This window comes from Hyphomonadaceae bacterium BL14, assembly GCA_027627705.1.
In the GTDB taxonomy this organism is placed as follows: domain Bacteria; phylum Pseudomonadota; class Alphaproteobacteria; order Caulobacterales; family Maricaulaceae; genus Oceanicaulis.
In genome coordinates, this window is the sequence record CP091242.1 from 1,754,477 (window position 1) to 1,768,127 (window position 13,651).

Genomic DNA, 13,651 nt, shown 5'->3' on the forward strand with positions numbered 1-13,651 from the left:
CACACGGAATTGGGGCGGGAGGTTAAGCGCCGGTTAAGGGCGCGGGCCGCCCAAGGTCGGCGAACGCTGCGTCGGTGTACTCAATCGCGCGCGCCATCGGCCCGCGCCCGCGCTAGCGCCCGGTCAAACACTTCATCGAAGGTTCGCATGCGCGCCTCGCCGCGCACTTCGTCAATAATCTCGGACAGGCTCTGATCCACGATGGGACTATCCAGCCCCTCCTGGATCAGGCGATTGAACTCGGCGCGCTTCGCCCGCGCCTCGCAATCGCGGCGGATCAGGTCGCGGACATAATCGCTGGCGCTGGCATAGCGGCCCGAGGCGACCTGTTCATCCACCGCCGCCTTGAGCAGGTCGGGCAAAGAGACATTCATTGTGGCCATGGCGCGCCTCCTCATGCATGACAGGCTTTGCCATAAAATGCCATCGGGAGGCCGCCCGGGCAAGGGAGGCAGAAATCTCCTAAAGCCCCAACTCCCCCCACATCGCGTCCACCTTATCGATAATCTCCTGTTCCATGAACAGCTTCTCGCCCCATTCGCGGTTGGTTTCGCCTTCCCATTTGTTGGTGGCGTCGAGGCCGATCTTGGAGCCGAGGCCGGAGACGGGGGAGGCGAAGTCCAGATAGTCGATGGGGGTGTGTTCGATGATGGTGCAGTCGCGCGCCGGGTCCATGCGGGTGGACAGGGCCCACATCACATCCTTCCAGTCGCGCGCATTGATGTCGTCGTCCACCACGATCACCCATTTGGTGTACATGAACTGGCGCAAGTACGACCACGCGCCCAGCATCACGCGCTTGGCGTGGCCGGGATAGGCTTTCTTCATGGAGATCACGGCGATGCGGTAGCTGCACCCTTCGGGCGGCAGCCAGAAATCGATGATCTCGGGAAATTGCTGGCGGATGAGGGGGATGAACACCTCGTTGAGCGCCTCGCCCAGCACGGATGGTTCGTCGGGCGGACGGCCGGTGAAGGTGGTGAGGTAGATGGGATCGCGGCGCATGGTGATGGCGCTGATCTGGAAGACCGGGAAGCGCTCCACCGAATTGTAATAGCCGGTATGGTCGCCATACGGCCCCTCCGGCCCGTCCTCATCCAGCAGGACATGGCCCTCGATGACGATCTCGGCCTCGGCGGGGACTTTCAGCGGCACGGTCTTGCACGCCACCAGCTCGGCCTTGCGCCCGCGAAGCAGCCCGGCGAACTGGTATTCGCTCAGCGTGTCGGGCACCGGCGTCACGGCGGCCAGGATGGTGCCGGGATCAGCGCCGAGCACGGCGGCGGCGGGCAGCGGATCGGGCCGCGCGCCCTTCCAGCGCTGATAATGCTGCGCCCCGCCGCGATGCTTCAGCCAGCGCATGAGGGTGCGGTCCTTGCCCAGCTTCTGCATGCGGTAAATGCCGAGATTGAAATCGTCCTGCTTGTCGTCCGACGGACCCTTCGTGACCACCAGCGGCCAGGTGATCAGCGGCGCCGGCTCGCCCGGCCAGCAGCCCTGGATGGGCAGGCGGTCCAGATCGATATCCTTGCCGGTCAGGACAATCTCCTGACACGGGGCTTTCTTTACGGTGTTGGGCCGCATCGCCATCACGGTCTTGGCCAGTGGCAACAGCTCCATGGCGTCGCGGAAGCCGCGCGGCGGTTCGGGCTGGCGCAGGAAGGCGAGAAGCTCGCCCACCTCGCGCAGATCGGCCGCCGTCTTGCGCGGCTCGCCGCCCATGGTCACGGCGCGCGCCACCCGGCCCACCGTGCCGAACAGATTGACCAAGGCCGGCATTTCGCTCGGGCGCCCGTCCTCATGGACCGGGTTTTCAAACAATACCGCCGGGCCGCCCTTGGCCAGCAGCCGGGTCTGGATCTCGGTCATCTCCAGATGGGTGGAGACCGGGCGCGAGACGCGCTTGAGCTCGCCCTCGGCTTCCAGCAGCGCCATGAACTCGCGCAGCGACTTGTACGCCATCTCGTCTCCCATCATGCCGTCTGCGCCGGGATCAGCCCGGCCGGTTTGCGACACGATAGGTGGCGCGGCGTCTGCGCGCGTCCAGAAAATTCAGTGCGGCGAATGCGCGCCTGGCATCAGGCTCAGCCCAGAAGCCGCGCCCGCTTTAACGAATCCCGGCGCGCCGGGGCGATATAGAGAGTGTTGAGCGCGCCCGGCAGACCCAGATCAAGCCCCGATCCGGTCCAGGCCGCGCGCGTCCAGCCCAGCTCTCCGGTCAGGAAGTCATCGGCGTCAGCATTGTTTTCCAGCATGACCAGCGGCGCGCAGCGCTCCAGTGTCTTGCGCGCGCCCGCCAGCACCGAGCGCTCAAACCCCTGAACGTCCAGCTTGATGAAGCCGGGATTGAGATCGAGATCGTCGAGGGGAAAGGCGCGCGCCTCGAACGAGATGATCTTCAGCTGTTCGCGATCAAACCCGGCGACGGTGCCGGGGTTGAGCCAGCTGGCGCACTCGGCCGCATCGAAGGAGGCGAGCCCGTCATAGACAAAGCCGCGATAGACCGGGATGTGCAGGGTGTGGGTCTCGTCGTTATCGCCCAGCCCGCAGGCATAGACCGCCAGCGCTCCATCGCGCGCGAACAGGCGCGTGAGATTGGCCGCAAGGTGCGCATTGGGCTCGAAGGCATGGATCAGCGCCTCAGGATGAAACAGGCGGATGGCGTCGATGGACTGGCCGCGATTGGCACCCACATCAACGAATACCTCGCCCGGTTCGGGGGCCCAGCGGCTCAGCAGCGCAAAATCCGCCTCGAAAGGCTGACGCAGGGCGCGCCGCATCAGGCGCTGGGCACCCGCCTTGGCTTCCAGCAGCGCCGGAAACCGGCTCTGAAGCGCGCGTATATGAGCAGATACATGCATGATCAGGCCTCCATCAGGGAGGCGGGCGCTGCAAGGCCGGGGCCAATGAGCGGCGCGGGGCCGTCAGGCGAGGAAGAGAATATCGGCCTCGGCTTCGCTGGACAGCCAGGCATCGGCTTCCTGCTCGCAGATGAAGACCGCCGTCTCGTGCCCGGTCTCGATCAGGCCGCGCCGCCAGAAGCGCGCATACACGCTGTCCAACGATCCGGCGAGGATCGCGACCTTGCAAGGGACCATGTTGTGGCCACACCGCACGGCGCGCGCGTAGAGGTCTTCGGGCGGACCCCCATAAAAGGCGTTCGATACGTCAAACAGAACCTGATTGGACGGGTTGGCGCGATGCATCGTCATGAAGGCATCAAGCGCGGCCTGCGCCTGCCCCTCATCGCGCTCGCCGGTGATCCGAACCAGAATCAACCCGTCACGCGGGGTGGATACGATATGGCGGCGCGGCATAGCGGGCATGCTTTCATCGGCTCACTGAGCGCGTACACTGCATGCATACAGTAAATAATTTCCTTTGGATGTGAATCACTCGCGCCGCAGCGGATGTGCGGCCTGAAGCGAGCGGGTGTGATCGGCGTGTGGACGTCAGACAAGGAACAGGGTGTCGTCCTCGGCATTGCTGTTCAGCCAGGCATCCGCCTCTTCGGCGCAGACGAACACAGCCGTCTCGTGCCTGGTCTCGATCAGGCCCCGCCGCCAGAAGCGGGCGTAAACACAGTCCAGCGTCCGGGCGAGGATCGCGATCTTCCCCGGTGCAAGGCCATCACCATAGCCGAAGGCGCGCGCATAGATGTCCTCCGGCGGTCCGGCATAATCGGCCCGCCGGACATCAATCAGGATCTGGTCTGCGGGATCGGCCTCAAGCCACTTCATGAGCGCCTCGAAGGCTGCCTGCGCTTCGGGGTCATCACGCTCGCCGAACAATTCGATGACGATCAGCCCGTCGCGTGGGCTGGAGATGACGTGACGGCTCAACATGACGGCAACGCTCTCGTTCGTTCAATGAGCGCATACATTGCACGCATGCAGTAAACAAATCCCTGTGAGCGGGAATCACTCGCGCCGCAATAGCTTCTCTGTCAGCAGCGAGCCCCACCAGCTGGCCATGAAGCCGTCATGACAGGCTTGGCGGTCATATTCGGTGCGCACCCAGGTCAGGAAGTCTATGGGCTCGCGCGCATTGCGCTGGCGGTAGAGATCGAAGAAATGATCCAGCATGCCGGTCTTGCCCTGCCGGACATGGCCGTATTTGAACGATAACTGCCCCACCGCCTCTTCAAACGGCGCCTTTTCATGGAGCAGTTTGTAGAACACCGCCACGATCCCCGCCCGGTCCGCACCCGACTTGCAGTGCATGAAGGCGGGATACTCAATGGTATCGAACACCTCGATCAGGCGCTCGATACGCTCCACGAACGGTGCCTCGCGCGAGCCCCAGGGCAGATCAATAACCGTCAGGCCCAGCTGGCGGGCCGCGTGATGCTCCAGATCATAATAGGGCCGGCCCGGCTGGGTCCCGCGCAGATTGAGGATCGTGCGAAAGCCGATTTCCTTGAGTTCGGCCAGGCGTTTCGGGCTCGGCTGGTTGCCGCGCCACATTTCGCCGCCGACCCGGTGCATGTTGCGCCAGCGCTGGCGCAGGACGCCATGATCGCTCCACATCAGGGCGCGCATGGCGCGTCGGTACTCATCCGGATTGTCAAGATCATGGCCCATAATGCCTCCCCCTAGCGGCTGAACCGGCGCGCGGCAATGCGCCTGAGCGCTTGACGAAGCGGCTGCGGCCAGCGATCCAGCTTGCGCGATGGCGAAATCGATCCTCTCTTCCGGCCCGGTCGTCTGGGTGCTGGGCGGCCTCATCGGCGCCCACATGGCCCTGATCAAGCGCTTTACGCGCTGGGACGTGCGCGGGCGTGAGCATATCGCGCCGATCTGGGAGAGCGGCGAGGGTCTGGTCCTGTGTGGCTGGCACGGGCGCAATCTGTTTCTGGAATCAACCTGGCCGGCGAACCGTCAGCCTCCGGCCATCCTGATTTCCAAATCGCGTGAGGGCGATGTGGTGGCGCGCGCCGCCAGCCTGAATGGCGTGGCGCTGATCCGCGGCTCCACCCAGAACGACGCCAAGAAGCACAAGAACAAGGGCGGCGCGGCGGCCTTCCGCGACATGGTGCGCTGGGTGCGCGGCGGAGGTTGCATGGCGATTACCCCGGACGGGCCGCGCGGGCCGCGCCAGCGCGTGTCGCCAGGTGCCATCAAGCTGGCGCAGATCACCGGCGCGCCGCTGGTCCCGGTCAGCTGGTCGACGCGCTGGGGCTTCCGGCTGAACTCCTGGGACCGGTTTCACGTGCCCCTGCCCTTCGGGCGCGGCGTGATCATCTGGGGCGAGCCGGTGCGCCTGCCGGACAACCCGTCACCCGGCGATATCGAGGCTGCGCGCGTGCTGATCGAAGCGCGCCTGAATGACGGCATGGCCGCCGCCGACATCGCGTGTGGCCATGATCCGATGTTTCCGGACCCGGCGCCGTGACGGTCTATCGCCGCACGCCCGCCCTTCAGGCCTATTCAGGCGTGGCGCGCCTACTGGGGCCGGTGGCGTCGGCCTGGCTGGACCGCCGGGCGGCAGGTGGCAAGGAAGACCGGGACCGTCTGAGCGAGCGGCGCGGCATCGCCAGCCTGCCCCGGCCCGGCGGCGCGCTGGTCTGGCTGCATGCCGCCAGCGTCGGCGAGAGCCTGGTGGCGCTGAGCCTGGCAGACGGGCTGCTGGCCGCGCGCAGCGATCTGTCGATCCTGATCACCTCCGGCACCCTGACCTCCGCCAACCTGATCGCCCAGCGCGCGCCGGGGGCGGTGCTCCATCAATTCGTACCGGTGGACCACCCGGGCTGGGCGGCGCGCTTCATCGCCCACTGGCGCCCGGAGGCGGGCGTGTTTCTGGAAAGCGAGCTGTGGCCCAACCTGATCGCAGAGGCGGCGCGCGCCGGCGTGCCGCTGGCGCTGGCCAATGCCCGCATGAATGATGCGTCGATCCGCAGCTGGGGCCGATTCTCGGGTGCTTTCCGCGCACTGGCTTCATCGTTTGACTGGATCGGCGCCGCGGACGCGCGCACGGCGCAGGGCCTGGAGCGGCTGACCGGGAAACCGCCTGCGCTGGTGGCCAATTTGAAACTGGAGGCGGCCCAGCCAGATCCCGACCCGGACGCTCTGGCCCAGGTGCGCGCCGCGCTCGGGGCCCGGCCCGTGTTCACTGCCGCCAGCACCCATGCCGGGGAAGAGGCGATCCTGGCGCGCGCCCATGCCGGCATCCTGAAAACCCGGCCCGATGCGCTGATGATCCTGGCACCACGCCACCCGGCCCGCACAGACGAGGCGGGCGAGGCGTTGCGCGCACACGGCCTGGCGTTCGCGCGCCGATCCGATGGCGCCGCCCCGGATGCCAGTACGCCGGTCTGGCTCGCCGACACGCTGGGCGAGATGGGTTTGTGGTACGCGCTCAGCCCTGTGGCGGTCATCGGCGGCAGCTTCATCGACGCCATTGGCGGCCATAACCCGGTGGAGGCGACGCGCGCGGGTTCAGCCGTCGTCACCGGGCCGTTCACGGCCAGCTTCGCCGATGTCTATGCCGCCTACCGCGCCCACGACGCGGTGCTGACGGCGGCGACCGCCGACGAGATTGCCGGCGCGGTGCTCGCCATCTGGGACGGGCGCGGACCCGCTGCAGAGGCAGGCAAGCGCGCCATCGCCTCCCTGCCCGGCGGCGCACTGGCCCGGACCAGCGCCGCAATCCTCAGTCTTCTGTCCCGCGAGGCCCGCTCATGAGACCGCCACCCTTCTGGGATCCCAATGGCGCGCGCAGCTCCGGCGCGATTACCCGCGCCCTGCTCTCACCGCTGGGCTGGGCGTATGCGGCTGCGAGCGCAAGGCGGATTGCAACCACCATTCCTGCCCTGGCACCGGTTCCGGTGATCTGCGTCGGCAACCTGACGCTGGGCGGGACGGGCAAGACGCCGGTGACGCTGGCCGTGATGGAGGCCGCGCGCGCGCTGGGCCTGACACCGGCCGCGCTGACGCGTGGCTGGGGCGGACGCCTGGCCGGTCCGGTTCAGGTCGACGCCGCCGTGCACAGCGTGCGTGAGGTCGGTGACGAACCGCTTCTTCTGGCGCGTGAGGGGCTGACCATCGTGGACCGCACGCGGGTGGCGGGCGCGGGACTGGCCGTGACGCTGGGCGCACAGATTATCGTCATGGATGACGGCCATCAGAACCCGCGCCTGGAAAAATCCCTGTCGCTCGTCGTGGTGGACGCGATCAGCGGCTGGGGGCCGGGGCAGATTTTCCCTGCCGGCCCCCTGCGCGAGCCGGTCAGCGCCGGTCTGGCGCGCGCCGACGCCGTGGTGGTGATGGTTCCCGACGAGCGTTTCGAACCCGATCTGGATCGGCTGGACCTCACCGAACTCGGCAAGCCGGTACTGCGCGCCTGGCTGGAACCGGTCGCCGCGCCGCCCGACGGGCCGTTGCTGGCGTTTGCCGGCATTGGCCGGCCGCAGAAATTCTACGATGCGCTGGTGCAGTGGGGCGGAGATCTGCGCGACACCGCCAGCTTCCCCGACCATCATGTGTTCAGCCGGGCCGATCTGCATCGTCTCGCCGACCTGGCTGCGGGGCTGGAGGCGCAGCTGATCACCACCGAAAAGGACTGGGTGCGCCTGCCCGGCGATATGGCGGGTGGCATTCACGCCTGGCCGGTCAGGGCCCGCTTCGCCGAACCGGCGCGCCTGTCCGCGCTGGTCGAGCAGGCCATGGATTCCTGGCGCGCCCGGCGCTAAGGACCAGTCATGAGCGGATTTCTCGCCACTGTATCGCGCCGTCTCGAGCGTCTGGCCTGGGACGGCTATTCGGCCGGCTTCCGGGCCATGGGGCTGGAGCGCGCCAGCGATGCCGGGGCGGCTCTGGCGCGCCGGGTCGGACCGCGCACCGGCGTGCATCACATCGCGCGGGTGAATATGCGATTGGCCTTCCCCGGCGCTCATGAGCGCGAGCTCGACGCGTTGCTGGATGCCATGTGGGACAATCTGGGCCGAACCCTGGGCGAGGTGGCCAATATGGACCGCATCGACCTCACCCCCGGCGGCGCGCATCTGGAGGTGGAGAATCTTGCGGCGCTGGACGCCATCAACGCCTCGGGACGGGCGGTGGTGTTTGTGGGCGGGCATTTCGCCAACTGGGAAATGCAGCCCGCCTTCATCGGCCACTACATGACCAATTGCGGCATCGCCTACCGGGCGGTGAACAATCCGCTGGTGGAAGACAGCATCCGGGCCATGCGCGCAGCCTATGGCGTGAATTTCTTCGCCCCCAAGGGCCCGTCGGGCGCGCGGGTGATTATGGGCGCGCTCAAAGACGGTGCCTCCATCGCCATGCTGACCGACCAGAAAATGAATGACGGCATCGCCGCGCCCTTCCTGGGCCGGCAAGGCATGACCGCCTCGGCACCCGCGCGCATGGCGCTGCGCTATGGCCTCGATATCGTGCCGATGTCATTGCGCCGGATGGATGGCGTGCGCTTCCGCATCACCGTCCATGACCCCATCGGGAAGCCGGACGGCCAGAGCGCAGCGGCGGTGCTGGAAGCCACCACGCGCATCAATGCCTTCCTGGAGGACCAGATCCGCGCCGCACCGCCACAATGGTTCTGGGTGCACCGGCGGTTTGAAAAGGCGCTCTACCGCAAGGCCGATACGTCCAGCGCCAGCAGCGCCTCGGGATCAATCTGACGATTGCGCCAGCGCACACGCCAGTCCAGATGCGGACCGGTAACCCGGCCTGTGGCCCCGACCGTACCGATCACCTGACCGCGCTCCACCACATCGCCAACGGCGACATCGACGCTGTCGAGATGCATGAACACGCCGGTGAAGCCCTGGCCGTGATCGATAAAGATCAGCCCGCCTTCCCAATACATGTCCGGATCGGCCAGCGTCACCACACCGCCGGCTGGCGACAGCACCGGCGTGCCGGTGGGCGCGGCGATGTCGAGCCCGAAATGCGGCCGGCGCGGTTCGCCATTGAGCACGCGCTGGGAGCCGTAGACGCCCGTGATGCGCCCTGTCACCGGCCACTCGAACCCGTCCAGGAACCCGCGGCCCTCCCAGCGGGAGGCATAGGCCGCGCCCTTGGCCCGGTTCTCGCGCGCGAGACGCGCCTGAAACTCCGGATCGGGCGGCGGCGTCACCATGGCAGGCGGCAGGCCGTCAATGCGCTGGATCTCGTACTCGCGGGCCGCGACGCCGACGCGGCTTTCCCACAGTTCGCCATCATGGCGCACACGCAGCACCGCCTCGGCGGGCGCATCGCGGTGATGGCCCATCACGATCCAGCCATCGGCGTCGGCGCGTTCGGTGAGATCACCCAGCGTCACCTGCGCGCCCGGCGCAGTGCGGCAAACCAGTATGGCGCCCTGGCGGTGCTCACCGGCGCACGTGATGGGGGCTTCGGCCTCCGGGCTGGCGGCCATGAGGGTGAAGGCCAGTACTGCAATCATGATCACGCCTCCGGGTCAGGCGCCCCGGCGGGGCCGCCATTGAGCTGAAGCCAGCGCGCCGTGGCCGCATCGGCGTCGGCATAGGCTTCCTGATGCTCCGCGCTCCAATAGCGCAGATCATTCAACGCGACCCGGGCCCCGGTCACCGCGCAGGTGACATAGGCACCGGGTTTCATGATGAGAAAATCGGCGTCGCCATACTCAAGATGGGCTTCGCCGCTGAAGTCCTTGTCAAACTGGGTCATGGGCGCTCCGGTCATGGACGCTTGCATATCATGGGCTATGCGCGCTGAGAAAGACCGGGCGCAGACGCCTTGACCGACTCACCGCGCGCCGCGAGGCTTTGAGCCATGATCCGCATCCGCCGCCTGTCGCCTGAAACCGTCAACCGGATCGCCGCGGGCGAGGTCGTGGAGCGCCCTGCGTCGGCGGTGAAAGAGCTGGCGGAAAACGCGCTGGACGCCGGCGCAGCGCGCATCGATGTGCGTATCGAAGCCGGCGGGCTGAGCCTGATCCTGGTGGAAGATGACGGCGAGGGCATGGATGCGGACATGCTGGCCGTCGCCATCGAGCGTCACGCCACCTCCAAACTGCCCGTGGGTGCGGACGGGGCGGATGATCTTCTCAACATCGCCTCCATGGGGTTTCGCGGTGAGGCCCTGCCCTCGATCGGCTCGGTGGCGCGCCTGACTCTGGTGAGCCAGGCGCGCGGCGCGAGCGAGGCGTTCGAACTGACTGTGGAGGGCGGACGTGTCGGCACGGTCAAACCGGCGGCGCCGCTGGGCCGCTCCGGCACGCGCGTCAGCGTGCGCGACCTGTTCTACGCCACACCGGCGCGGCTTAAATTTCTCAAGAGCGAGCGCGCCGAGACGAGCGCGGTCATCGACATGATCAAGCGCCTGGCGCTGGCGCGGCCCGATGTGGCGTTTTCAGTCCATGCCGACGGACGCGCGCGCCTGTCGGTTCCGGCCGAGACCCATGACGATCCGGCCGAGGCGCGCCGGGCGCGATTGTCAGCGGTGCTGGGCGCGGATTTCGGGGAGAATGCGCTGGCGCTGGACCAGACCCGCGAGGGCGTGCGCCTGTCCGGCTTTGCATCCCTGCCCACCTATAACCGGGGCACAAACCAGCACCAGCACCTGTTTGTGAACGGGCGCCCGGTGAAAGACCGGCTGATCGTCGGCGCAGTGCGCGGCGCCTATCAGGACTTCCTGGCCCGTGACCGCCATCCGGTGGTGGCGCTCTATGTGGACGTGCCCGCAGATCAGGTGGACGTGAACGTGCACCCGGCCAAGGCCGAGGTGCGCTTTCGCGATGCCGGACTGGTGCGCGGCCTGATCGTGGGCGCGCTGCGCCATGCGTTGGCCGGGGCCGGTCACCGCGCCTCCACCACTGTGGCTGGCTTTGCACTGGGCCGCGCCCGGCCCGAAGGCGCGCCTGCGCCATCCCTGCCGCTTAGCCGGTCCGGCTGGGCCAACCGCCCCTCCCCGGCCTGGGAGGCGTCGCTGGCGGACAATGCCCAGGAGCTCTTTGATGCGGGCCTCGCCAGCACCGCGCCCGGCATGGGCGAAAGCGCGCGGCCTGCCTTTGAGGGCGCAGCGGCGGCACCGGACGAGACCGGCTGGCCGCTGGGCGCCGCGCGCGCCCAGGTGCACACCACCTATGTGATCGCCGAGACCGCTGACGGTCTGGTGATCGTTGATCAGCACGCCGCCCACGAGCGACTGGTCTATGAGCGCATGAAGCGCCAGCTGGCTGAAACCGGCGTGGCGCGCCAGAGCCTGCTGGTCCCCGAAATTGTCGAGCTGGACGAGGCCGAATGCCGCCGCGTGCTGGAGCGCGCAGACGAGCTGGCCGAGCTGGGCCTGGTGGTGGAACCGTTCGGCGCAGGGGCCATCGCCGTGCGCGAGACGCCGGCGCTTCTCAAACGCCTGGATGTGCAAGGTCTGATCCGCGATCTGGCTGATGAACTGGCCGAATATGACGAGGCGCTGGCGCTGAAGGAAAAGCTGGAAGAGGTGGTCGGGACCATGGCCTGCCACGGCTCGGTGCGGGCCGGGCGCCGGCTGGGGGTGGAGGAGATGAATGCGCTCCTGCGCGAGATGGAGGCCACGCCCCATTCGGGCCAGTGCAATCATGGCCGGCCGACCTATGTGGAGCTCAAGCTGGCGGATATCGAGCGCCTGTTCGGACGGCGGTGACGTGCGCCCCGCCGCGTTAGTGGAGCCTAAAGGGTCGATGCGTATAAATCCTCAGGTCCGGCTCGCGCCGCCTCCACAGGATCGCCCCCCATGTCCGACGACAAGCTGCCCTGGTTCGGCCTGCTTCTGATCGCTCTGGTGATCGTGGGCGCATCGGCGCTGTCGGTGTTCACCGGAACCGGAGCGCGCATCGCCTCGGCCGAAGCGGTGGGCGAATTTGCGGCACGGTCGGCTGTCGCGCTGGATGACCTGCAGCGCGAGCGCGCCAACGCCACCAGCTGGCTGAACTCCGGCTCCGCCGCGTCACGGCAGATGTATGAGAGCAACTGGGAGAACTATGAGCGGACGAGCGAAAACCTGTTCGCCCTGTTTGAGCCGGACAACCCCCACAGTGCGGCCTTCCGCCCGGAGACCCTCGACGCGCTGCGCCTGTCACTGATCGAGGTCCGGGATATCCGGCCGGCCGTGCTGGCGCAGGCCGTGTCCGTGGAGCAGGCGCTGGACGCCTATACGGACGCGCTCCATCATTTCATCGATGTGATGGCACTGGAGCTGAGCCGGGCGACCGGAGAACAGGCCCGTTTCACCGGCGCTTTTGTCGCCCTGTGCCGCTTTCATGACCGGTATGCCGAGGAGCTCGGGGCCGGCCTGTTCGCCTATGGCGCAGGCCAGATCAGCCCATCTTCCCACAGCGTTATCCTGCAGGCGATCGGCGCACAGGATAGCCATCTGGCCGCCTTCCATTCGCTGGCCGACCCGCGCTGGGACCGGCAATTGTATGAGCTGATCAGCCGGGCCGATACGGGCATCCTGGCTGAAGCGCGCGGGCATCTGAGCGCGGCGGGCTATGGCGCGCCACTGAACGAGACGCATCGCGCCTGGTGGCGTGAAACCCGGCTGCCGGTCTATTTCGAGCTGTCCACATTGCGCAATCGCTTTGCCCAGGAAGGCGTGCGCGAAGTCCTGGCCGAGGCCCGGGCACGGCGCGATGAAGCGGTCCGCAATGCGGTCTGGCAGATCCTGCTGATCATGCTGGCGGCGCTGCTCTCAGGCTATGCGGCGAGCCGCATGACGCGCGCGCCGACGGGCGCGGAGACCGGCGCAGCGGAAGGATTTGACGCCCCTGCGCCCGACGAGATGGATGATGGCTATCCGTCGCGGCCGTGAGGCGGTGTGCCCGGCCTAGCGCCCGCCACCCCCGCCATAGCGCATGCGCCCGGCCAGAGCGGCAAAATCGGGCAGGTTCGACTGTACCTCGCGCCAGCGCGCCTTGACCTTTTCAAACTGCATGACTCCGTCAATGCGCCGGTCAAGGAAGGCCCGGGTGCGCGGCTTGGCTGGATCATCCTCGTTCAGCCACACCGCCTGGGTGGTCGTGAACACGCCTGACAGCGTCACCCGCTTGGTGTAGAAATTCACGTCCGTGCTGGGATCACCCAGTGCGCGCCAGATGGAATCGGCACTGGCCCAGATGAGGCGGGTGCCACGATCCAGGCCATCGGGCAGAAGCAGCCGGGCGCGGGCCCGGCGCGCGGCATCTTCATGACCGGCCATGGCCTCAAGGCGGAACAGGACACCGTTGGTCACCCGCTCACGCACGCGCTTTGCGGGATCTGCGGCGATGGCCTCGGCGGCAATGGCATCGCTGCGCCGTGACCAGGTCTCGATCAGATCCAGAACCCCGCCCGGACAATACAGCGCCACTTCGCCTGCGCTGAGGCCTGCGTCCTCGCCCGCAGCGCTGAGGGTGGCGGCGGTCCAGCCATCAAAGGCGGCATGCATCAGCGCCGCGTCCAGAAGGGCGAGGCGGGCAGCGTCGGCGCGGGGGGTCGCAGTGTCTGTCATATGCACAGATATAAGCCCGCACGGGGCCTGCGTCACGGGGCGTTTCGCCGCGCCGGGCCGCTGGACAGACGCATGCGCCTCCGGTATACCCCCCGCCTCTGCTGGAAGCGCCGCCGCGCCGCCGGGGGCCAAATCCTTCGGCCCGGCGCGTTTTGCGTGAACAGCATACGTCAACAGGCAGCAGGCGCGCGGCGTCCTGC

At 67.5% G+C, this 13,651-nt stretch carries 15 protein-coding genes; 6 read left to right on the forward strand and 9 right to left on the reverse strand.

All coding sequences use genetic code 11. The features are described from left to right. Positions 1-80: 80 nt before the first annotated feature. The 6 genes from L2D00_08475 to L2D00_08500 form a co-directional block, all read right to left on the reverse strand. Positions 81-383 carry a type II toxin-antitoxin system ParD family antitoxin gene (locus L2D00_08475; GenBank protein WBQ11884.1) on the reverse strand — a complete coding sequence of 101 codons (303 nt, stop codon included), beginning with the start codon at positions 381-383 and terminating at the stop codon, positions 81-83. 79 nt (positions 384-462) lie between these two features. Beyond that, positions 463-1,977, reverse strand: a complete 1,515-nt coding sequence (locus tag L2D00_08480; GenBank protein WBQ11885.1) for a UbiD family decarboxylase — start codon at positions 1,975-1,977, stop codon at positions 463-465. A gap of 107 nt (positions 1,978-2,084) precedes the next feature. Next, complete coding sequence (locus L2D00_08485; GenBank protein WBQ11886.1) at positions 2,085-2,861, reverse strand: FkbM family methyltransferase; 777 nt, start codon at positions 2,859-2,861, stop codon at positions 2,085-2,087. A gap of 63 nt (positions 2,862-2,924) precedes the next feature. Then, positions 2,925-3,326 carry a hypothetical protein gene (locus tag L2D00_08490; protein WBQ11887.1) on the reverse strand — a complete coding sequence of 134 codons (402 nt, stop codon included), beginning with the start codon at positions 3,324-3,326 and terminating at the stop codon, positions 2,925-2,927. A 126-nt stretch (positions 3,327-3,452) separates the two neighbouring features. Further along, positions 3,453-3,845 (reverse strand): hypothetical protein, encoded by a 393-nt coding sequence (locus L2D00_08495; protein ID WBQ11888.1) that lies wholly within the window; start codon positions 3,843-3,845, stop codon positions 3,453-3,455. Between the two features lie 75 nt (positions 3,846-3,920). Beyond that, positions 3,921-4,583: a sulfur transferase domain-containing protein gene (locus L2D00_08500; GenBank protein ID WBQ11889.1), complete on the reverse strand. Its 663-nt coding sequence runs from the start codon at positions 4,581-4,583 to the stop codon at positions 3,921-3,923. A gap of 88 nt (positions 4,584-4,671) precedes the next feature. Here L2D00_08500 and L2D00_08505 point away from each other — a divergent pair, with 88 nt between their 5' ends. Genes L2D00_08505 through L2D00_08520 form a run of 4 tightly spaced genes read left to right on the forward strand, consistent with a single transcriptional unit; the run spans position 4,672 to position 8,638 of the window. Next, a complete protein-coding gene (locus tag L2D00_08505) occupies positions 4,672-5,394 on the forward strand; it encodes a lysophospholipid acyltransferase family protein (GenBank protein WBQ11890.1) in 723 nt (240 codons plus the stop codon). Next, a complete protein-coding gene (locus tag L2D00_08510) occupies positions 5,391-6,683 on the forward strand; it encodes a 3-deoxy-D-manno-octulosonic acid transferase (protein WBQ11891.1) in 1,293 nt (430 codons plus the stop codon). The genes L2D00_08505 and L2D00_08510 overlap by 4 nt, the downstream gene beginning before the upstream one ends. Further along, positions 6,680-7,690, forward strand: a complete 1,011-nt coding sequence (lpxK, locus tag L2D00_08515) for a tetraacyldisaccharide 4'-kinase (GenBank protein WBQ11892.1) — start codon at positions 6,680-6,682, stop codon at positions 7,688-7,690. The genes L2D00_08510 and lpxK overlap by 4 nt, the downstream gene beginning before the upstream one ends. 9 nt (positions 7,691-7,699) lie before the next feature. Then, complete coding sequence (locus L2D00_08520) at positions 7,700-8,638, forward strand: lysophospholipid acyltransferase family protein (protein WBQ11893.1); 939 nt, start codon at positions 7,700-7,702, stop codon at positions 8,636-8,638. Here the strand turns inward: L2D00_08520 and L2D00_08525 are convergent. Both L2D00_08525 and L2D00_08530 read right to left on the reverse strand, forming a co-directional pair. Further along, complete coding sequence (locus L2D00_08525; GenBank protein WBQ11894.1) at positions 8,587-9,405, reverse strand: M23 family metallopeptidase; 819 nt, start codon at positions 9,403-9,405, stop codon at positions 8,587-8,589. The genes L2D00_08520 and L2D00_08525 overlap by 52 nt on opposite strands. 2 nt (positions 9,406-9,407) lie before the next feature. Next, complete coding sequence (locus tag L2D00_08530; protein WBQ11895.1) at positions 9,408-9,650, reverse strand: DUF2093 domain-containing protein; 243 nt, start codon at positions 9,648-9,650, stop codon at positions 9,408-9,410. A 105-nt stretch (positions 9,651-9,755) separates the two neighbouring features. On the opposite strand from L2D00_08530, the gene mutL reads away from it, so the two are divergent. Next, a complete protein-coding gene (gene mutL / locus L2D00_08535) occupies positions 9,756-11,606 on the forward strand; it encodes a DNA mismatch repair endonuclease MutL (GenBank protein WBQ11896.1) in 1,851 nt (616 codons plus the stop codon). A gap of 90 nt (positions 11,607-11,696) precedes the next feature. Continuing rightward, entirely contained in the window at positions 11,697-12,773 is a 1,077-nt protein-coding gene (locus L2D00_08540) for a nitrate- and nitrite sensing domain-containing protein (protein ID WBQ11897.1), read from the forward strand. Between the two features lie 15 nt (positions 12,774-12,788). Here the strand turns inward: L2D00_08540 and L2D00_08545 are convergent, their stop codons facing one another. Next, entirely contained in the window at positions 12,789-13,451 is a 663-nt protein-coding gene (locus L2D00_08545; protein WBQ11898.1) for a COQ9 family protein, read from the reverse strand. Between the last annotated feature and the right edge of the window lie 200 nt (positions 13,452-13,651).